The organism is Gottfriedia solisilvae (assembly GCF_002128405.1).
Lineage (GTDB): Bacteria > Bacillota > Bacilli > Bacillales > Bacillaceae_G > Gottfriedia > Gottfriedia solisilvae.
Genome location: NZ_NETJ01000008.1, coordinates 40,161 through 57,527, shown reverse-complemented (window position 1 = coordinate 57,527; position 17,367 = coordinate 40,161). Strand labels below are relative to the sequence as shown.

At 33.4% G+C, this 17,367-nt stretch carries 14 protein-coding genes and 1 riboswitch; of the genes, 3 read left to right on the top strand and 11 right to left on the bottom strand.

The features are described from left to right. The first annotated feature begins 47 nt into the window (after positions 1-47). Positions 48-1,265 carry an NO-inducible flavohemoprotein gene (gene hmpA / locus CAB05_RS20075; protein ID WP_088003633.1) on the top strand — a complete coding sequence of 406 codons (1,218 nt, stop codon included), beginning with the start codon at positions 48-50 and terminating at the stop codon, positions 1,263-1,265. Between the two features lie 334 nt (positions 1,266-1,599). Here the strand turns inward: hmpA and CAB05_RS20070 are convergent, their stop codons facing one another. The 7 genes from CAB05_RS20070 to CAB05_RS20040 form a co-directional block, all read right to left on the bottom strand. Next, a complete protein-coding gene (locus tag CAB05_RS20070) occupies positions 1,600-2,106 on the bottom strand; it encodes a GNAT family N-acetyltransferase (protein WP_088003630.1) in 507 nt (168 codons plus the stop codon). Between the two features lie 17 nt (positions 2,107-2,123). After that, the gene (locus tag CAB05_RS20065; protein ID WP_158093322.1) at positions 2,124-3,782 is read right to left on the bottom strand and encodes a DUF2339 domain-containing protein; all 1,659 of its coding nucleotides are present in this window, start codon (positions 3,780-3,782) and stop codon (positions 2,124-2,126) included. A gap of 242 nt (positions 3,783-4,024) precedes the next feature. Beyond that, positions 4,025-5,941, bottom strand: coding sequence for a threonine--tRNA ligase (gene thrS / locus CAB05_RS20060; protein WP_088003624.1), 1,917 nt, complete (start codon positions 5,939-5,941; stop codon positions 4,025-4,027). 407 nt (positions 5,942-6,348) lie between these two features. Continuing rightward, complete coding sequence (locus CAB05_RS20055; protein WP_088003621.1) at positions 6,349-6,819, bottom strand: acyl-CoA thioesterase; 471 nt, start codon at positions 6,817-6,819, stop codon at positions 6,349-6,351. Between the two features lie 497 nt (positions 6,820-7,316). Beyond that, the gene (gene sdhB, locus CAB05_RS20050; protein WP_088003709.1) at positions 7,317-8,078 is read right to left on the bottom strand and encodes a succinate dehydrogenase iron-sulfur subunit; all 762 of its coding nucleotides are present in this window, start codon (positions 8,076-8,078) and stop codon (positions 7,317-7,319) included. 7 nt (positions 8,079-8,085) lie between these two features. Next, complete coding sequence (sdhA, locus tag CAB05_RS20045; protein ID WP_088003618.1) at positions 8,086-9,852, bottom strand: succinate dehydrogenase flavoprotein subunit; 1,767 nt, start codon at positions 9,850-9,852, stop codon at positions 8,086-8,088. A gap of 12 nt (positions 9,853-9,864) precedes the next feature. Continuing rightward, positions 9,865-10,500: a succinate dehydrogenase cytochrome b558 subunit gene (locus tag CAB05_RS20040; protein ID WP_088003615.1), complete on the bottom strand. Its 636-nt coding sequence runs from the start codon at positions 10,498-10,500 to the stop codon at positions 9,865-9,867. A 304-nt stretch (positions 10,501-10,804) separates the two neighbouring features. Between CAB05_RS20040 and CAB05_RS20035 the strand changes: the two genes are divergently transcribed. After that, positions 10,805-11,251, top strand: a complete 447-nt coding sequence (locus CAB05_RS20035) for a YslB family protein (RefSeq protein ID WP_235821572.1) — start codon at positions 10,805-10,807, stop codon at positions 11,249-11,251. A 30-nt stretch (positions 11,252-11,281) separates the two neighbouring features. On the opposite strand, the gene CAB05_RS20030 is transcribed toward CAB05_RS20035, so the two are convergent. The 3 genes from CAB05_RS20030 to uvrC all read right to left on the bottom strand — a co-directional run bounded on the left by CAB05_RS20030 (position 11,282) and on the right by uvrC (position 15,038). Continuing rightward, a complete protein-coding gene (locus CAB05_RS20030) occupies positions 11,282-11,482 on the bottom strand; it encodes a DUF4083 family protein (RefSeq protein WP_158093321.1) in 201 nt (66 codons plus the stop codon). Positions 11,483-11,606: 124 nt separating this feature from the next. Next, positions 11,607-12,848, bottom strand: a complete 1,242-nt coding sequence (locus CAB05_RS20025; protein ID WP_088003608.1) for an aspartate kinase — start codon at positions 12,846-12,848, stop codon at positions 11,607-11,609. Between the two features lie 112 nt (positions 12,849-12,960). Then, a riboswitch (Lysine riboswitch) is annotated at positions 12,961-13,134 on the bottom strand. A gap of 131 nt (positions 13,135-13,265) precedes the next feature. Beyond that, on the bottom strand, positions 13,266-15,038 hold the full coding sequence (gene uvrC / locus CAB05_RS20020; RefSeq protein WP_088003605.1) for an excinuclease ABC subunit UvrC: 1,773 nt from the start codon (positions 15,036-15,038) through the stop codon (positions 13,266-13,268). A 183-nt stretch (positions 15,039-15,221) separates the two neighbouring features. Here uvrC and CAB05_RS20015 point away from each other — a divergent pair, with 183 nt between their 5' ends. Continuing rightward, a complete protein-coding gene (locus tag CAB05_RS20015; RefSeq protein ID WP_088003603.1) occupies positions 15,222-15,665 on the top strand; it encodes a PepSY domain-containing protein in 444 nt (147 codons plus the stop codon). A gap of 41 nt (positions 15,666-15,706) precedes the next feature. On the opposite strand, the gene CAB05_RS20010 is transcribed toward CAB05_RS20015, so the two are convergent. Then, positions 15,707-17,260, bottom strand: a complete 1,554-nt coding sequence (locus tag CAB05_RS20010) for an MDR family MFS transporter (protein WP_088003703.1) — start codon at positions 17,258-17,260, stop codon at positions 15,707-15,709. Positions 17,261-17,367: the final 107 nt, after the last annotated feature.

Genomic DNA, 17,367 nt, shown 5'->3' with positions numbered 1-17,367 from the left:
TAAAGATGTATTATAAATACTACTTTAAAGAAAAGAAGGGGTATAACATGCTTTCTCAAAAAACTATTGACATCATTAAATCAACAATCCCAGTTTTAGAAGTGAAAGGTCTTGAAATTACATCAGTTTTTTATAAAAACCTATTTACAAATCATCCTGAATTATTGAATATATTCAATCATACAAATCAACAACAAGGTAGACAACAAACAGCGCTTGCTAACACAGTACTAGCAGCGGCTAAAAATATTGATAAGTTAGAAACAATTCTTCCGGTCGTAAAACAAATTGCTCAAAAACATCGTAGTCTGTTAGTAAAACCTGAGCACTACCCAATCGTTGGTGAACATTTACTAGGCGCGATTAAAGAAGTATTAGGTGATGCTGCAACCGATGAAATTCTTGCTGCTTGGGCTGAAAGCTATGGTATTATTGCACAAGTATTTATTGATATCGAAAAAGAAATGTATAATGACTCAGCTTCACAAGAAGGTGGATGGAGTGACTTTAAAGAATTCAAGGTCATTGATAAAGTTAAAGAAAGCGATGTAATAACATCTTTCTACTTACTTCCTAAAGATCACACTGTTTTACCAACGTTTTTACCAGGTCAATATATTACTGTGCGAGCAAAAGTGGCTGGTCAAAAATATTTATTAAACAGACAATATAGTTTGTCTGATGTACCTGGCAAAGAGTACTATAGAATATCCGTAAAACGAGAAGCTGAAGAGCAACAACCAGAAGGCGTTTTTTCAAACTATCTTCACAACTTTATTAATATCGGCGATTCATTAGAATTAACTGCACCAGCTGGAGATTTCACTTTAAACACTGATCTTGAATCACCTGTTGTGTTTATTAGTGGCGGGGTTGGTATTACACCTTTAATAAGTATGGCAAAACAGATTGCTAATACTCAACCAAATCGTAAAGTAGAAATGATATGCGCTTCAAGAAATGCTAAGCTCCAACCATTCGAAAAAGAATTAATTTCATTATCCAAACAAATAAATGACTATTCTTTATCATTTATTTATGAAAATCCATCAGAGGAAGATTTGAAAAATCCGTACTTTAAAAAGCAAGGCTATATTGATGCTGCATGGTTAACATCTAATATACAAGCTGTAGATGCACATTATTATGTATGTGGCCCAGTACCATTTTTAAAAGCAGTTGTATCAAACTTAAAACAATTAAATGTTCCAGAAACTAATATTCACTTTGAATTCTTTGGACCATCAATGAGTCTAGAAGGATAAATAAAAAGGATGCTCTCATTTTGAGCATCCTTTTAAGTTTGTAGACAAAAGTATTAAAACTAAGAGATTCAGACAGTCTGAAAAGTAGTTTTCTTTTCGAGAATCCACTCTAACTTCTAATCAGTAAGGCAGTTTTCTTTAGCGCTGTTGGAACGATAAAACTACCTAATATAGCTAACAAATCACTTGAAAATGTTTTTTTTATACAACCAAAAACGAGACTACTGATGAGAATATCATATAATACAAATCTGCCAAAATCTTCTTTCGTGATAACTAAAAATACGACTGATGATTTTCTAGTTGTCAGATAAAGCCCACCTTTAGTACTAAATTATTCGATTGGTAATTCCCAATAATATTTTTCTAATTCTTCATACATTTTTTTCATTCCTATTTTCTCTAATACTCTAATGGAAGCATAATTATAGATTGAACATGTTGCAATTATTTTTTCTACATTTTCTCTTTGCATTCCCCAATGACAAAATGCTTTAGCCATTTCAGTGGTATAGCCTTTTCCTTGATAATCAGGTGCCATACTATAACCGATCTCCATTATTCCATGTACATCTGGCCCGCCTTTAAATCCCATATCCCCTATAATAATTTTGTCTGTTTTATGAATAATGACCCCTTCAAATTCTTCCTCTTCCGGATGTTTTTGAAAACGAGAAATTTTATACGGAAACAGATTTTTGTACGCGTTAATTGGCCATCCTTTAGCAAAACTAAATGTCATATTTTCATATTCTAACGACTGTTCCCCGTTTAAAACATCTAACATTGCTCCAGCAGTAAATTTTACTAATAATAGATTTTCAGTTTGAGTAATGATCATACCTATTCACCTGTCCTCTATTTCCCTTTAAAAAATATTCTTGAAATAATCAAACCAATTAAACCGAGTAATATAAATAGTCCAGCCCTTACTAACAATGTAATATTCGGTAAATCAACTAAAACAAGCTTGCATAAAGTTAGTAATAACAAACCAACCCCAATATAGGTCCATACTTTAAACTTCTTCAAACTGCCAAGTACCATCGCAATAATTGAAATAATGATCCAACTTAGATTAATTGTAAGACTAATAACATTATCAGATAAATCTGTGGTCAAAATTTGTACAGCTTGAGTGATGTAAGCAATTAATAATAGTGTAATCACTAATGAACTACTCACCAATATAGCATGTTTCTCTTTCTCATTTTTATAAGCTATTATCGAAATCGTGATTGTAGCAATTATGAAAACAATCCAATCCATAGAAGTAAATGAAATTAAAGAAAAAATCGGTTCTGATACAATCCTTATACCAACCGGAACGATTGTTAAAGAAGCAATGATTAGTTTAAAAAAGTCTCTATATCTTATATAAAACAAATACGTTAATATCGCTTGTATGATTAACACAGTGTTAAGTAAGTGAACAGTCACACTATCTAAACATAAGAATGAAAAAGCTAGTAGAAAGTTTGTTGAAAATGCAAAGAACAAGTCTGATTGCTTTTTATAAAAATTACTTAGGAATAAATATGAAACACAAAGTAGGATGAGAATAATCGTTCTTGTGTTATCTTCATAGCCACTGAAAACCCAACCAATCGTGAAGATAAAGCTGGTATGAAGCATCAAAATTTGCTTTTTCTTAGAAAACTTTGAGATTAATAAAATAATAAGTAATCCGAAATGTTGAATGATAATACTAAAGGCAAAGTATTCAAAACCTTTAAGATTAAAATTTAAAAGTCCAACAACTATATAAACTAAGTTCAATAATATAGCTGAAGTCGAATATAAGTATTTATATTTTTTAAATGCTGCATAAAACATAAATAACAAGTATATTGATGTTTCATAAAACGCAAAAAATAAATAATTAGGCGCTGCGCTTTTTATTAAGAATGGGATCAAAACGGCTCCAATGATACTAATTAAGCCAATCGCTTCAGATTTATATTTATTCATGAAATAAAAGCCTACTCCGACCCATAAAACCTGTAGCAAAAATGCAACATTTGAACCAATCATATTATATAAATGATGCATTGCAAAAGTTGTTAAGAACAACACTGGCAATATTCCACCTAATAATGTTTGCCCAAGCGTAACTCGCTTTGCTTGCACTTGTCGATTTCCATACCAAAACAAGAGAATTGCAAAGGCAAATCCTATGCCAACTTTGGCGTATTCATTTAAAACACCATAATCGGATGCTGCTTTAAATCCCCACATAATTCCAATAATAAAAATAAAGATAAAAAATCTAGGTAACCACTTTTGGAAAATAAGTGCTTCAAAATCAATTTTTTCTTTAGGAGTCGTTGTATTTTGTTTCACTACTTTTTGAACTGGTTTCGTTGGAGTCATACTGATTTTTTCTTTTTGTTGAATATCATTCTGTTTCAAAACCGTTTCTCTAGTGAGTAGAAAATCAAGTTTTTTCTTCATCTCACTCACTTCAAATTCAAGTTTTTCAACCTTCTTTTGAAGTTCCTCATTTTGATTTTCCAACCAAATCACCTCTATCATATCTATGTATTTCTAGTAATCTAAATAACCAATTTGAATTAGCTATCTTCATTCAATTCTACAATTTTATATAATATCCTATATAAATTCTTAAAGATTACAAATTTCGCCATATTTCCCAGAAAATAATTTCATGGCAAAATTCAATTTGGATTGAGAGCGAATTACATTTCAGTATTTCAATATAAAAAATCCTCTACCTAGCGATAGAGGACCTTTTTATATTAGAATAAAACTTTATCTTGTTTTTGTTGCTTAACCATTTCTAAGAATGCGTCAAATGATTGAGTTCCAATATCGCCTTCGCCACGCTTACGAATCGCTACAGCATTGTTTTCAACTTCTTGGTCTCCAACAACTAACATGTAAGGTAGTTTACGCAGCTGTGCTTCACGGATTTTGTAACCAATTTTCTCTCCGCGTAAGTCTGCCTCAACGCGAATTCCTGCATCTTTTAATTGATCAGCAAGTTTTTGTGCATAATCATTGTGCACGCTTGAAATTGGTAATACTGCAACTTGAACTGGTGCTAACCATAATGGGAATGCCCCAGCAAAGTGCTCAGTTAAGATTCCTAAGAAACGATCGATTGATCCATAGATTGCACGGTGGATAACAACTGGACGTTCTTTTTGATTATCTTCATTAACATAAGTTAAATCGAATTTTTCTGGCATTTGGAAGTCTAATTGAATTGTTGCACATTGCCAGCTACGTTTTAATGCATCTTGAATGTGGAAATCAATTTTTGGACCATAGAATGCGCCATCACCTGGATTTAATTTAAAATCAAGGTTTTCTGATTTCAGAACGTTTTCTAATGCTTGTTCAGCAGAGTTCCATAATTCTTCAGATCCCATTGAATCTTCTGGACGAGTTGATAATTCTACTTTATAAGTAAATCCAAATACGCCATAGATTTCCTTAATTAAGTTAATTACTTCAATAATTTCGCCTTCAATTTGGTCTGGACGACAGAATATATGTGCATCATCTTGAGTAAATGTACGAACACGCATCATCCCATTTAATGCACCAGAGAATTCATGACGGTGTACTTGACCGTTTTCACACATACGGATTGGTAAGTCACGATATGAATGTAATTTATTTTTATAAATTAACATGTGACCAGGGCAGTTCATCGGTTTTAATGCGAAATTTGTTTCATCTACTTCTGTAAAGTACATGTTTTCATGGTAGTGGTGCCAGTGACCTGATTGCTCCCATAAACGTTGGTTCATGATAAACGGAGTACGAACTTCTTGGTAATCTTTACGAGTTTGAAGACCACGCTCATATTGCTCTAATTCATTACGAATAATTGTACCTTTTGGTAGGAAGAATGGCATACCAGGCGCTTCTTCTGAGAACATGAATAACTCAAGCTCTTTGCCTAATTTACGGTGATCACGCTTTTTAGCTTCTTCTAATAAATGTAAGTGCTCTTCTAATTCTTTTTTACTTTGGAATGCAGTACCATACACACGTTGAAGCATTTTATTGTTTGCATCGCCTCTCCAATATGCACCTGCAACTGATAATAATTTAATTGCTTTTACACGACCTGTTGATGGTACGTGTGGTCCACGACATAAATCAACGAATTCACCTTGAGTATACATTGAAATGATAGCGTCTTCTGGTAAGTCGCGGATTAATTCTAACTTAAACTCATCATCTAATTCAGTGAAGAATTTAATCGCTTCTTCACGACTAACTTCTGAACGAGTGATTGGTAAATTTTCTTTAATAATTTTTTCCATTTCTTTTTCAATTTTCGGAAGGTCTTCTACTTTAATTGAAACAGGAAGATCGATGTCATAATAGAAACCATCTGTTGTTACTGGTCCCACACCAAATGCAGTTTTTTGGTCTTTGTATAGACGTTTAACTGCTTGAGCTAAAATGTGCGCTGAACTATGACGCATCATTTCTAATCCTTCTTGATCATCTTGAGTGATGATTTGTACTTCACATTCTTCTGTAATTTGTGTATTTAAATCAACTAATTTTCCATTTATTTTTCCACCAAGTGCTTTTTTCTTCAAGCTAATGGAGATTGAACCAGCGAAATCTTCTACTGTTGTGTTTTGCTCCACCTCGCGAATTGATCCATCTGGTAATTTAACTGAAATCATTTAGTTCACTCCTTTTAATAATAAATTTTTGCAAATAAAAAAGAGCACACTCGTAGGGACGAATGTGCTCGTGGTTCCACCCTAATTTGTTGTACACTAAAAAAGTATACATTACTCTCAATGTTTTAACGGTCTACACCGATAGCAGTTAATTGTATGTGACATACGTTCCCCACTATAGCTACAAGGTGGTAAGTCATTCAACGTATAGAGAATTCTCGCACCATTTGAATTCCTCTCTTACTATCGTTTTGAACGCTCATGTCCTTGATCAAAGCTTATCAATTATTCATATAAAAGTATTATATAAAAAGTTATTGAATTCTTCAAGTACTCATCTTGAGAATAGTCAAAATGTTATATTATTCTATTCAACCTTTATAAAGTATGTGACATTATTACCTAGTTTAAACCTTTTGAACAATATTTAACTCATTTTCTAATTTATCTTTCCATTCAGTTTTCCATTTTTCACTTCTTCCAGTTGCGCGATTAAGATTTACGAGTGAATTTCGCCCTGTAAAGCACACCATTCCTTTTTCATTAACTCCCATATAATGGACATCAATTGATGAATTCCCAATACTATTAACTTTTACAAAAACATCGATTTTATCATCAAAATACACTTGTTGTAAAAAGTCACATTGTAAATCTGCTACAACTGGAATTACTTCACTATCAAGAGAAACCCATTCTTGCATAAAACCTAAATGTTTTAAGTATTCAATACGAGCTTCTTCAAAATAAGTAAAAGGCACAGTATTATTCATATGCCCAAACATATCTGTTTCATTGAAACGAACCTTAATAGTTATATTAAAAGAAAAACTTGCCTGCCAATCTTCAAAGTTTGAAATATAACTCATTTTCCCCATACGATCACTCCCTAGTATATTAATTCTATTATACATATGTTTCTTCGAAAAAAGAATGAATATTCACTCATTTTTTTCGCACAACTTTGGATGCGATTATTTTTAATTAAATTTCTTTACTAAGATAATAACTTTTACTTTACGAATCAAGTCGTAATCGTTTTTATGTAAGGTTGATTTCGTATACACTGTTACTATTTTAGTATACCTAGGTTTGATGACAACTCCATTATGCTCAACAAATAGTGGGACGTGAGCTTAATCCTCTTGAGGAATCTTGATGAGACTATGCATGCCTTATGACAAGACGTCAGGGATGTAACATACCTAACTTACTTGTAAGCACATCTTTAGTCTTCCAATATCTCCTAAAAGAGTGGGAAAGTTTAGTTAGTATCAACTTCTGTTTACATATTTTTATATTCTATAATCAATAATCTTTAAGAAAAAATAATCAAAAAAAGACATGCCCACAAATGGACATGTCTTTTATTTTATTAAATTTCGTCGCTACCAAAGAAATCTTTGAAAGATTGGATTGTTGTAGCACGGTTTAATGCTGCAATTGAAGTTGTTAAAGGAATTCCTTTTGGACAAGATTGAACGCAGTTTTGTGAGTTACCACAGTTAGCAAGTCCACCATCGCCCATAATCGCATGTAAACGTTCTTCTTTATTCATTTCACCTGTTGGATGAGCATTGAATAAACGAACTTGTGAAAGTGGTGCTGGTCCAATAAAGTTAGATTTACTATTAACGTTTGGACAAGCTTCTAAACAAACACCACAAGTCATACATTTTGATAACTCATATGCCCATTGACGTTTCTTTTCTGGCATTCTTGGTCCTGGTCCTAAATCATGTGTTCCATCAATTGGAATCCAAGCTTTAACACGTTTTAAAGAGTCAAACATACGGCTACGGTCAACTTGTAAGTCACGTACTACTGGGAACGTGCTCATTGGCTCAAGACGAATTGGTTGCTCTAATTGGTCAACTAACGCTGTACATGACTGGCGTGGTTTGCCATTGATAACCATAGAACATGCACCACATACTTCCTCAAGACAGTTCATATCCCAAGTGATCGCTGTAGTATCTTGACCTTTAGCATTTTTAGGGTTTTTACGAATTTCCATTAAAGCCGAGATTACGTTCATATTCGGACGATAAGGGATGTGAAAAGTTTCTTCATAAGGTGTTGAATTTGGTGAATCTTGACGTTTTACAATAAATGTAATCGTCTTTTCAGCTGTCATTGTCCCATTATGCATTTTGTTTATCCCCTTTCTTCTTAGAATAGTCGCGTTTTCTTGGTTCGATTAATGAAGTATCAACTTCTTCATAATGGAAAATCGGTGTTTTTAACTTTTCATCAAATTTTGCCATAGTTGTTTTTAAGAATTCTTCATCGTTACGTTCTGGGAATTCTGGTTTATAGTGTGCTCCACGACTTTCATTTCGGTGGTAAGCACCTAATGTAATAACACGTGATAAGTGAAGCATGTTCTCAAGTTGACGTGTAAACGTAGCACCTTGATTACTCCATTTAGCAGTATCATTAATATTAATATTTTGATAACGCTCAAGAAGCTCTTGAATTTTATCATCAGTTTTTAATAGTCTATCATTGAATCGAACTACTGTTACATTGTCAGTCATCCATTCTCCAAGCTCTTTATGAAGTAGGTATGCATTCTCAGTTCCATCCATAGAAAGGATACGATTCATTTTTTCATTTTCTTCTGAAACATTACGATCAAATACTGAAGAAGAAACATCATCAGCAGATTTAGCTAAACCATTTACATATCTAACTGCATTTGGTCCAGCAACCATCCCACCGTAAATTGCCGATAATAGTGAGTTAGCACCTAAACGGTTTGCACCGTGCATTGAATAATCACACTCACCTGCAGCAAATAATCCTGGAATAGTAGTCATTTGATCATAATCAACCCATAATCCACCCATTGAATAGTGAACTGCAGGGAAAATTTTCATTGGAACCTTTTTCGGATCATCACCAGTAAATTTCTCATAAATCTCAATGATTCCACCAAGTTTAATATCTAACTCTTTTGGATCCTTATGAGAAAGATCTAGGTACACCATGTTTTCTCCATTGATACCAAGTTTTTGGTCAACACATACAGAGAAAATTTCACGTGTAGCAATATCCCTTGGTACAAGGTTTCCATATGCAGGATATTTCTCTTCTAGGAAATACCATGGCTTTCCATCTTTATATGTCCAAACTCGTCCACCTTCACCACGAGCACTTTCACTCATTAAGCGGTTTTTGTCATCTCCTGGGATGGCAGTAGGGTGGATTTGAATAAATTCACCATTAGAGTATGTTGCACCTTGACGGTAAACAGCTGCTGCTGCTGAACCTGTATTGATAATTGAGTTTGTTGATTTACCAAAGATAATTCCAGGTCCACCTGTAGCCATAATAACTGCGTCAGCAGGGAAGCTTACAATTTCCATTGATGATAAGTTTTGTCCTACGATACCACGACAAACGCCTTCATCGTCAACGATTACTCTTAAAAATTCCCAACCTTCAAACTTTTGAACAAGACCTTCTGATTCATAACGACGAACTTGCTCATCTAATGCGTACAATAATTGTTGGCCAGTTGTTGCACCAGCAAATGCTGTACGGTGATGCTGAGTACCACCAAAACGACGGAAATCTAACAGTCCTTCTGGCGTACGGTTAAACATTACACCCATACGGTCCATCATGTGGATAATTCCAGGTGCTGCTTCTGCCATTGCTTGAACTGGTGGTTGGTTTGCTAAGAAATCTCCACCATAAATTGTATCATCAAAGTGCTCCCATGGAGAGTCACCTTCACCTTTTGTATTAACTGCACCATTAATTCCACCTTGTGCACATACTGAATGTGAACGTTTAACAGGAACTAATGAGAATAAATCAACTTTTGTACCAGCTTCAGCGGCTTTAATAGTAGCCATTAATCCAGCTAATCCACCGCCAACTATAATTACTTTTCCACTCATGTCTCTCTCTCCTTACATGTTTGCTAGCTGCGGATCAATGAATGCAAAAATCGCACGTAATCCAACGATTGATAGAGCAACGAAAATTCCTAAAGTAACATATGTCGAAATACGTTGCGATTTAGGTGTAACAGTAATTCCCCAAGAAATGAAGAATGACCATAATCCATTAGCAAAGTGGAAAATAGTTGAAATAACACCTACAATATAGAACGCGATCATGAATTTTGAGCTAAAAATATCAGCCATCATATCATAATTTACGTCTGCACCTAATTGAGCCGCAATACGAGTTTGCCACACATGCCAAGTTATAAAGATTAAAGTAATAACTCCAGAAATACGTTGGAATAAGTATAACCAGTTTCGTAAATAACCATAATTTTTCACATTGCTAGTGCCTGTAAAAGCAATGTATAGTCCATAAATCGCATGGTATAAGATCGGTAATAAGATAATAAAAATTTCTAATAAATAGCGGAATGGTAAATTCGCCATAAATTCAGCAGCTTTGTTAAATGATTCTGCTCCCTTTGTTGCAAAATGATTGACAACTAAGTGCTGCATTAAGAATATTCCTACTGGAATTACTCCTAACAATGAATGAAGTTTTCTAAGGAAAAACTCCTGGCCATTCTTGTTGCTCATGTAAAACCCTGCCCCCTTTAGTTTGTGAACATGAAAATAAAATTACATGCTTCTATTATTCTAGAAAAATAGAAAATAATGTAATTTCCATAAAAATCTAAATTTTTATGAGATTTATCTAAAGTTCATTTTACTCCTGTTAATATTACAGGTCAAGAAAACGCGTACATTTTTCTTTACTGAAAAAACTTCTCAATTATATTGGTAAATCTACAAATATTAAGGCTTTCAATTATTGTTTTTATTATTGTTTATTGTATATAATAAAAACATGTTTTTTAAGGAAAGGGAGAGCTATTCGACCATGATGAACGGCAATGATATTTTAAAAACACCAGGGAATATTTCTGGTTTTGGCTACGAACTCTTACGAAATGATTTACTTTCGGAATTATTAGGTAAAGAGCAACATGATATATTATATTGGGCGGGAAAAATGATTGCTAGAAAATATCCATTAGCAACATTTGAAGAAATCATCGAATTTTTTGAATCTGCTGGTTGGGGGACTTTAACGGTTGTAGAAGAAAAAAAACAAGAAGTTCATTTTGTTTTAACTTCTGAACTAGTTACATACAGAAATCAACATAAAAAAGATGTATCTTATCAATTAGAGGCAGGCTTTTTGGCAATGCAAATCCAACAACAAATTGATGTAATTGCAGAAACATACGAAGAGCAAAGTAAACGTTCTGATAAAGTAAAATTCCAAGTAAAATGGGATCTAAAAGATCCAGTTACAAAAAAATAAAAATAAGCCTGTTCATCTAATTGATCAGGCTTATTTCATATTTTCTTTTTCACTTTTCTTTATTAGCTCATCTAATTTACGATTCATTTCATCTAGTTGTTTATTTTTCTTAACACCTTTAATAATGTAATTCATGAGAAATAAACTAATAAAAACGAATAATAGAATGAGAAGGATTAATAATATTAATTGAAAGACAATATCACCATAAGCAATCCCTGCATTTATCAAATGAAAACCTCCATTATCAATTACTACTTCTATTATATGGTAATATTTCGCTAAAATGTTAAAAACCCCTTTAATCACCAAGTTCCTATTGAAAGAAAATTTGTGACTAAAGGGGTTTTGATTATTATCCTTCTACAACTACTTCTTCTTGAACGCGATCTAGCTCATACCCTTTGTGTAGAGCATGAACCGCATTTTGTAATTGCGACTTTGGAATAACTGTAGATACTTTAATTTCAGACGTACTTACCATTTTAACTGGGATACTAGCTTCTGCTAAAAATTTAAACATATTTGCTGCAACGCCAGGATTTGAAACCATTCCACTTCCAACAATCGAAACTTTCGCAAGCTCGCTTTCAAAATCAAATGAAACATATCCTAAATATTCTTTTTTAGATTCAAGAATTGTGATTGTTTCTAACATATTTTCTGATTTAATAGAGAATGAAAGATTGACTAAATTATCTGAAGTCACACTTTGAATAATAATGTCTACGTCAATTCCCTCTGTTGCCAGTATAGTAAAGATGTTCGGTAAAAGATCGACTTGGTTATGTAAACCATTTAAAGTCATTCTTGTGACATTTGATTCAAAAGCGATTCCTCTTACGACTGATTGTTGTTCCATTTGATTTTCCTCCCCAATAAACGTACCAATTTCATCATGTTGACTTGATCTTACTTGTATAACTAATCCATAATTTTTTGCAAATTCTACAGCCCTTGGGTGTAGTACAGCTGCACCTAAAGCAGCAAGTTCTAGCATTTCGTCATATGATACATGACTCAATTTAGTTGCTTCTGGTTCAATTCTTGGATCTGTTGTATAAACACCTAAAACATCCGTATAAATGTCACATCGTTCAGCTTCTAATGCTGCGGCTAACGCTACTGCTGTAGTATCAGAACCACCACGACCTAAAGTAGTAATTTCATCCTCATTACTTAAGCCCTGGAAACCAGCGACAATTACAATATAACCTTCATTTATCAATCTTTGAATTCTATCAGTTTGAATTGTTTCAATACGAGCATTTCCATGAATAGATTCTGTTTGGATTCCCGCTTGCCAACCAGTTAATGAGATTGCCTTAAATCCTTTAGCCTGAATTGCCATTGCTAATAAAGATATTGAGACTTGCTCACCAGTTGTTAAAAGCATATCCATTTCACGCTTACTATTTTGTGGACTAATTTGCTGTGCAAGATTAACTAGTTCATCAGTATGATGTCCCATTGCTGAAACAACAGTAACAACACTGTTACCTTCTTTATACGCTTTTGTTACAGTATCAGCAACATGCTGTATGCGCTCAATTGAACCGACTGAAGTCCCTCCAAATTTTTGAACAATAATTCCCATTTTTTCTCATCCTCACCTATTTTTCATAAAAAAGAATACAAAAAAGCGCGTGAAGCAATGTTCACGCGCCTAATTTACAAAAATTGTAATAAAATAGACAAATCATCAACATCTCTTCAATAGCTCCCCGCATTTAGTATGCGACAGTACTACACCTATTAAATGCAGTCCCAACGAAAAGAATTGTGGATTCATTTCATTTCGGCAAAACTTCCTTTCAACTGTCCATAACAACGCCACACGTCTATGACAGCATACTCTTAAGTTTTGCACCTCTATTACGAGAGAAAATATTATATTTTTAACTTAATATAAATTATTTTGAAAATAGTGTCAAGGAATTTTTGTCCTCATATCGTGATCATTGACGTTATGCTCCTTGAAGCTATTTTCAAAAATAAGACGAAAAATGCCCGATTACTTTCTAAAGTGTTGATAAATTTCTTCTGCTACATTTTTTGGAATTTTTGCTTGGATCAGTTCTTCTATTGTTGCCTCTTTGATTTTTTTTACAGAGCCGAAATGTTTTAATAATGCTTTCTTTCTAGTACCACCAACTCCGGTAATACCATCTAAAGCGGACTGAACCATCGATTTACTGTGAAGTTGACGATAAAATTCAATTGCAAAACGATGAACTTCATCTTGAATTCTTTGTAATAAAAAGAATTCTTGACTCTGTCTGCCTAATTGAACAATTTGAGGTGGTTGTCCTATTAATAATTCAGATGTACGATGTTTTTCATCTTTTACTAGTCCAGCTGTTGGAATATACAACCCTAACTCATTTTGTAACACATCTTCAACTGCTGATAAGTGACCCTTTCCCCCATCAACAATAATTAGATTCGGAAGAGGAAGGTTTTCTTTCAGAGCTCTTGAATATCTCCTTCTAACCACTTCACGCATTGAATCATAATCATCAGGTCCAACTACTGTTTTAATTTTATATTTTCTATAATCCTTTTTAGAAGGCTTGCCATCAATAAATACAATCATGGCAGAAACTGGATTGGTACCTTGAATATTAGAATTATCAAATGCTTCGATTCGATATGGAGTTTCAATATTTAATATTTCTCCAAGCTTTTCGATTGCTTTAATCGTTCTCTCTTCATCTCTTTCAATCAACTTGAATTTTTCTTGTAAGCCGATTTTTGCATTCTTATTTGCTAGAACGACTAATTCTTTTTTCTGTCCTCTTTTAGGTTGGAGAACAGGAACATTTAGTAACTCTTTTAAAAGATCATTTTCTACTTTATCTGGTACAAAAATTTCTTTTGGCTTTATGTTATGTGTTTTCTCATAAAACTGGCCAACAAAAGATAAAAATGCTTCTTCAGGTTCGTCATAAATTGGAAAATACGATACATCCCTTTCAATCAATTTTCCTCTACGGACAAAGAATACTTGTACACACATCCAGCCTTTATCTACGGCATAACCAAATACATCACGATCAACTAGATCACTGCTCATCATCTTCTGTTTTTCCATCGTTGCTTCAATAGAAACAATTTGATCTCGATACTCTTTCGCCCGCTCAAAATCCAATTGTTCTGATGCAGCCAACATCTTCGCTTCGAGCTCTTTTCGAATTTGATCTTCTCCACCATTTAAAAATCGAATAATTTCATTTACAATTTCTTGATTTTGCTCATCAGTTACATCTTTAACACAAGGTGCAAGACATTGCCCAATATGATAATACAAACAAACTTTATCCGGTAATGTAGAACATTTTCGAAGTGGATATAAACGGTCTAATAATTTTTTTGTTTCATTCGCGGCATTTACATTTGGAAAAGGGCCAAAATATTTTCCCTTATCTTTTTTTACATTACGTGTAATCAGTAAACGAGGATGCTTTTCAGCCGTTATTTTAATGAAGGGATATGTTTTATCATCCTTCAACATGATGTTATATTTCGGATCATACTTTTTGATAAGATTCATCTCTAAAATTAGAGCTTCCATATTGGAAGATGTAACGATATATTCGAAATCGGTAATTTCTTGAACTAATCGATACGTTTTTCCATCATGAGAACCTGTAAAATATGATCTAACCCTATTTTTTAGAATTTTTGCTTTCCCTACATAAATGATAGTACCCTGAACATCTTTCATTAAATAACAACCTGGTTGATCAGGTAAAAGCGCTAATTTTTCTTTTAAATGTTTGTCCAATGTCTTACCCCCTTTCGTGGAGTTGTACACTTTATTATAATCTGCAAAGTCATAAACTGAAAATAATTAAATTAGATAATTGATTTATATATATTAATGATTTGAATTATTATTTTAAGCAAAAATTAAGTTTCTCTTCTTACTATACTCTTATAAATTTTAAATCTTTGAGGAGAAAAAAATATGAAAAAAGTAAGAATTGTTCATTTTTGGATAGGGGTAATTGTTTCAGTATTTTTGTTAATTGAATCAGTTACAGGAATCGTATTATATTTTAACAAAGGACACGAAAAACCAAAATTTTCGATGCAAACCCCTGGTCAGTTGAATGGTAGTGTTAATTCAACAAATCAAAATGGGCAAGCAAATGGCAGTACGAACAGTAATAATCAAACTAGCCAAGATAACCAAAATAATCAAATTTTGTTTCCAAATGGCGGACCAAACTTTGGTGAACGTGAACAGTCTTCATTTTCCATGAAAAGTTTACATACTGGAATTATTGGTTTAATTAGTGGAATTGGTTTATTCATTTTAACTGGTACAGGACTAGCATTATCATGGATATTATGGAATACAAAGCGCAAGGCTAAAAAGAAAAAGCAAAAAGTATCAATGGCAGTTTAAAAAGAAAAAACCTATGATTTCCCATAGGTTTTTCTTTTTTATTATGAAGTAGCCATTTCAACCTCTACGTCTTCTTTTAATTCATCATCGCCAGCTTTTCTATTAGTAAGCTTAATTTGTTTTATGAAAAGTGTACAAATCGCTCCAACAATAATAAAGCCTAACCCAACAAAGAATACATTGTGAAGAGATTCCATTAATGATGTTTTAATAACTGGTAGCATACCTTGTAATAAATCATTCGGAATTAATTTCTTAGCATCCTCATTAAATAACATTGTAAACACCGATTGAGGATTAGAATCAATCATATCTTTAAATTTATTTACTAATGGTGCTGCTTGTTCTGGTAATTTATTTAAATATGGTACTAATTCATCATTTAAAAGTGTACCTGATTTACTATTCATAACTGCACCTAATACAGTTGCACCAAATGTTCCCCCTATTGAACGGAAGAATTGGCTTGAAGAAGTAACGATACCTAATTCTTTTTTGTCAAATACTTCTTGTAAAGCTAATGTGATTGTTGGCATTACTAGACCAATTCCAAGTCCCATTACACCCATAAAGATTGTTGCAATCGTTTTGCTTGAATCCATATCTAAAGTTGTTAGTAGGTATAGACCTAATGCAATGACAAACATCCCCGTCATAATTTGTGGTTTAATACCAACTTTAAATACAAGTTGACCACCAATAATACTTGCGATAATCATCGTCACCATCATTGGCGTCATGATTGTACCAGATTCCGTTGCACTTACGCCAACAATACCTTGCATAAAGAATGGTACAAACATAATAGCACCGAACATCGCAATCGTCATAAAGAAACCAATTAAGTTTAATGTAACAAATGTTCTGTTTTTAAATAGATACATTGGGAGAATCGGTTCTTCAGCTCTATTTTCAACGATAATAAAGCTAATAATACCAATTACTGCTAAAGCAAATAGTCCAATAATCTGCCAAGAATCCCAAGCATAATCTACTCCGCCTAAACTTAATGCAAGAAGTAGACTTACAACCCCAATAATCATCGTAATCATACCAGCGATATCAAAGCTGATCGGACCAGTATTTTTTCTTCCTTTTAAACCTAAAGCAATAAAGATTGTTGCAATAATACCTACTGGTAAATTAATATAGAAAACCCATTTCCAATTTAATGAGTCAACAATCCATCCACCAATTTGCGGACCAATTACAGATGCTAAACCATAAATTCCACCAAATACCCCTTGGAATTTTGCACGTTCTTTTCCTGTAAACATATCCCCGATAACGATCATCGCCATTGGCATCATGACACCGCCACCGATTCCTTGAATCCCACGGTAAATGATTAATTCTGTCATATTATTTGCAATACCACAAAGTGCTGAAGCAGCCATAAAAATGACTAAACCAGTAATATATACGCCTCTACGACCTAAAAGGTCAGCTAATTTACCTGCAATTGGTACTACTGTCGTAGATGTTAATAAGTATGCTGTAGTAAGCCACGTCATCATACTTAATCCACCAAGGTCTCCTACGATTTTTGGCATAGCAGTACCTACTATCGTACCATCTAATGCCGAGAAAAACATTGCTATAATTAGCCCTATTAGCAATAACTTTCGATTGCCATCTTTTTTAATAGCTGTAGTTGTACTCAAACTATTTTTCCCCTTTCTCCCCCATATTTTTTAACTAA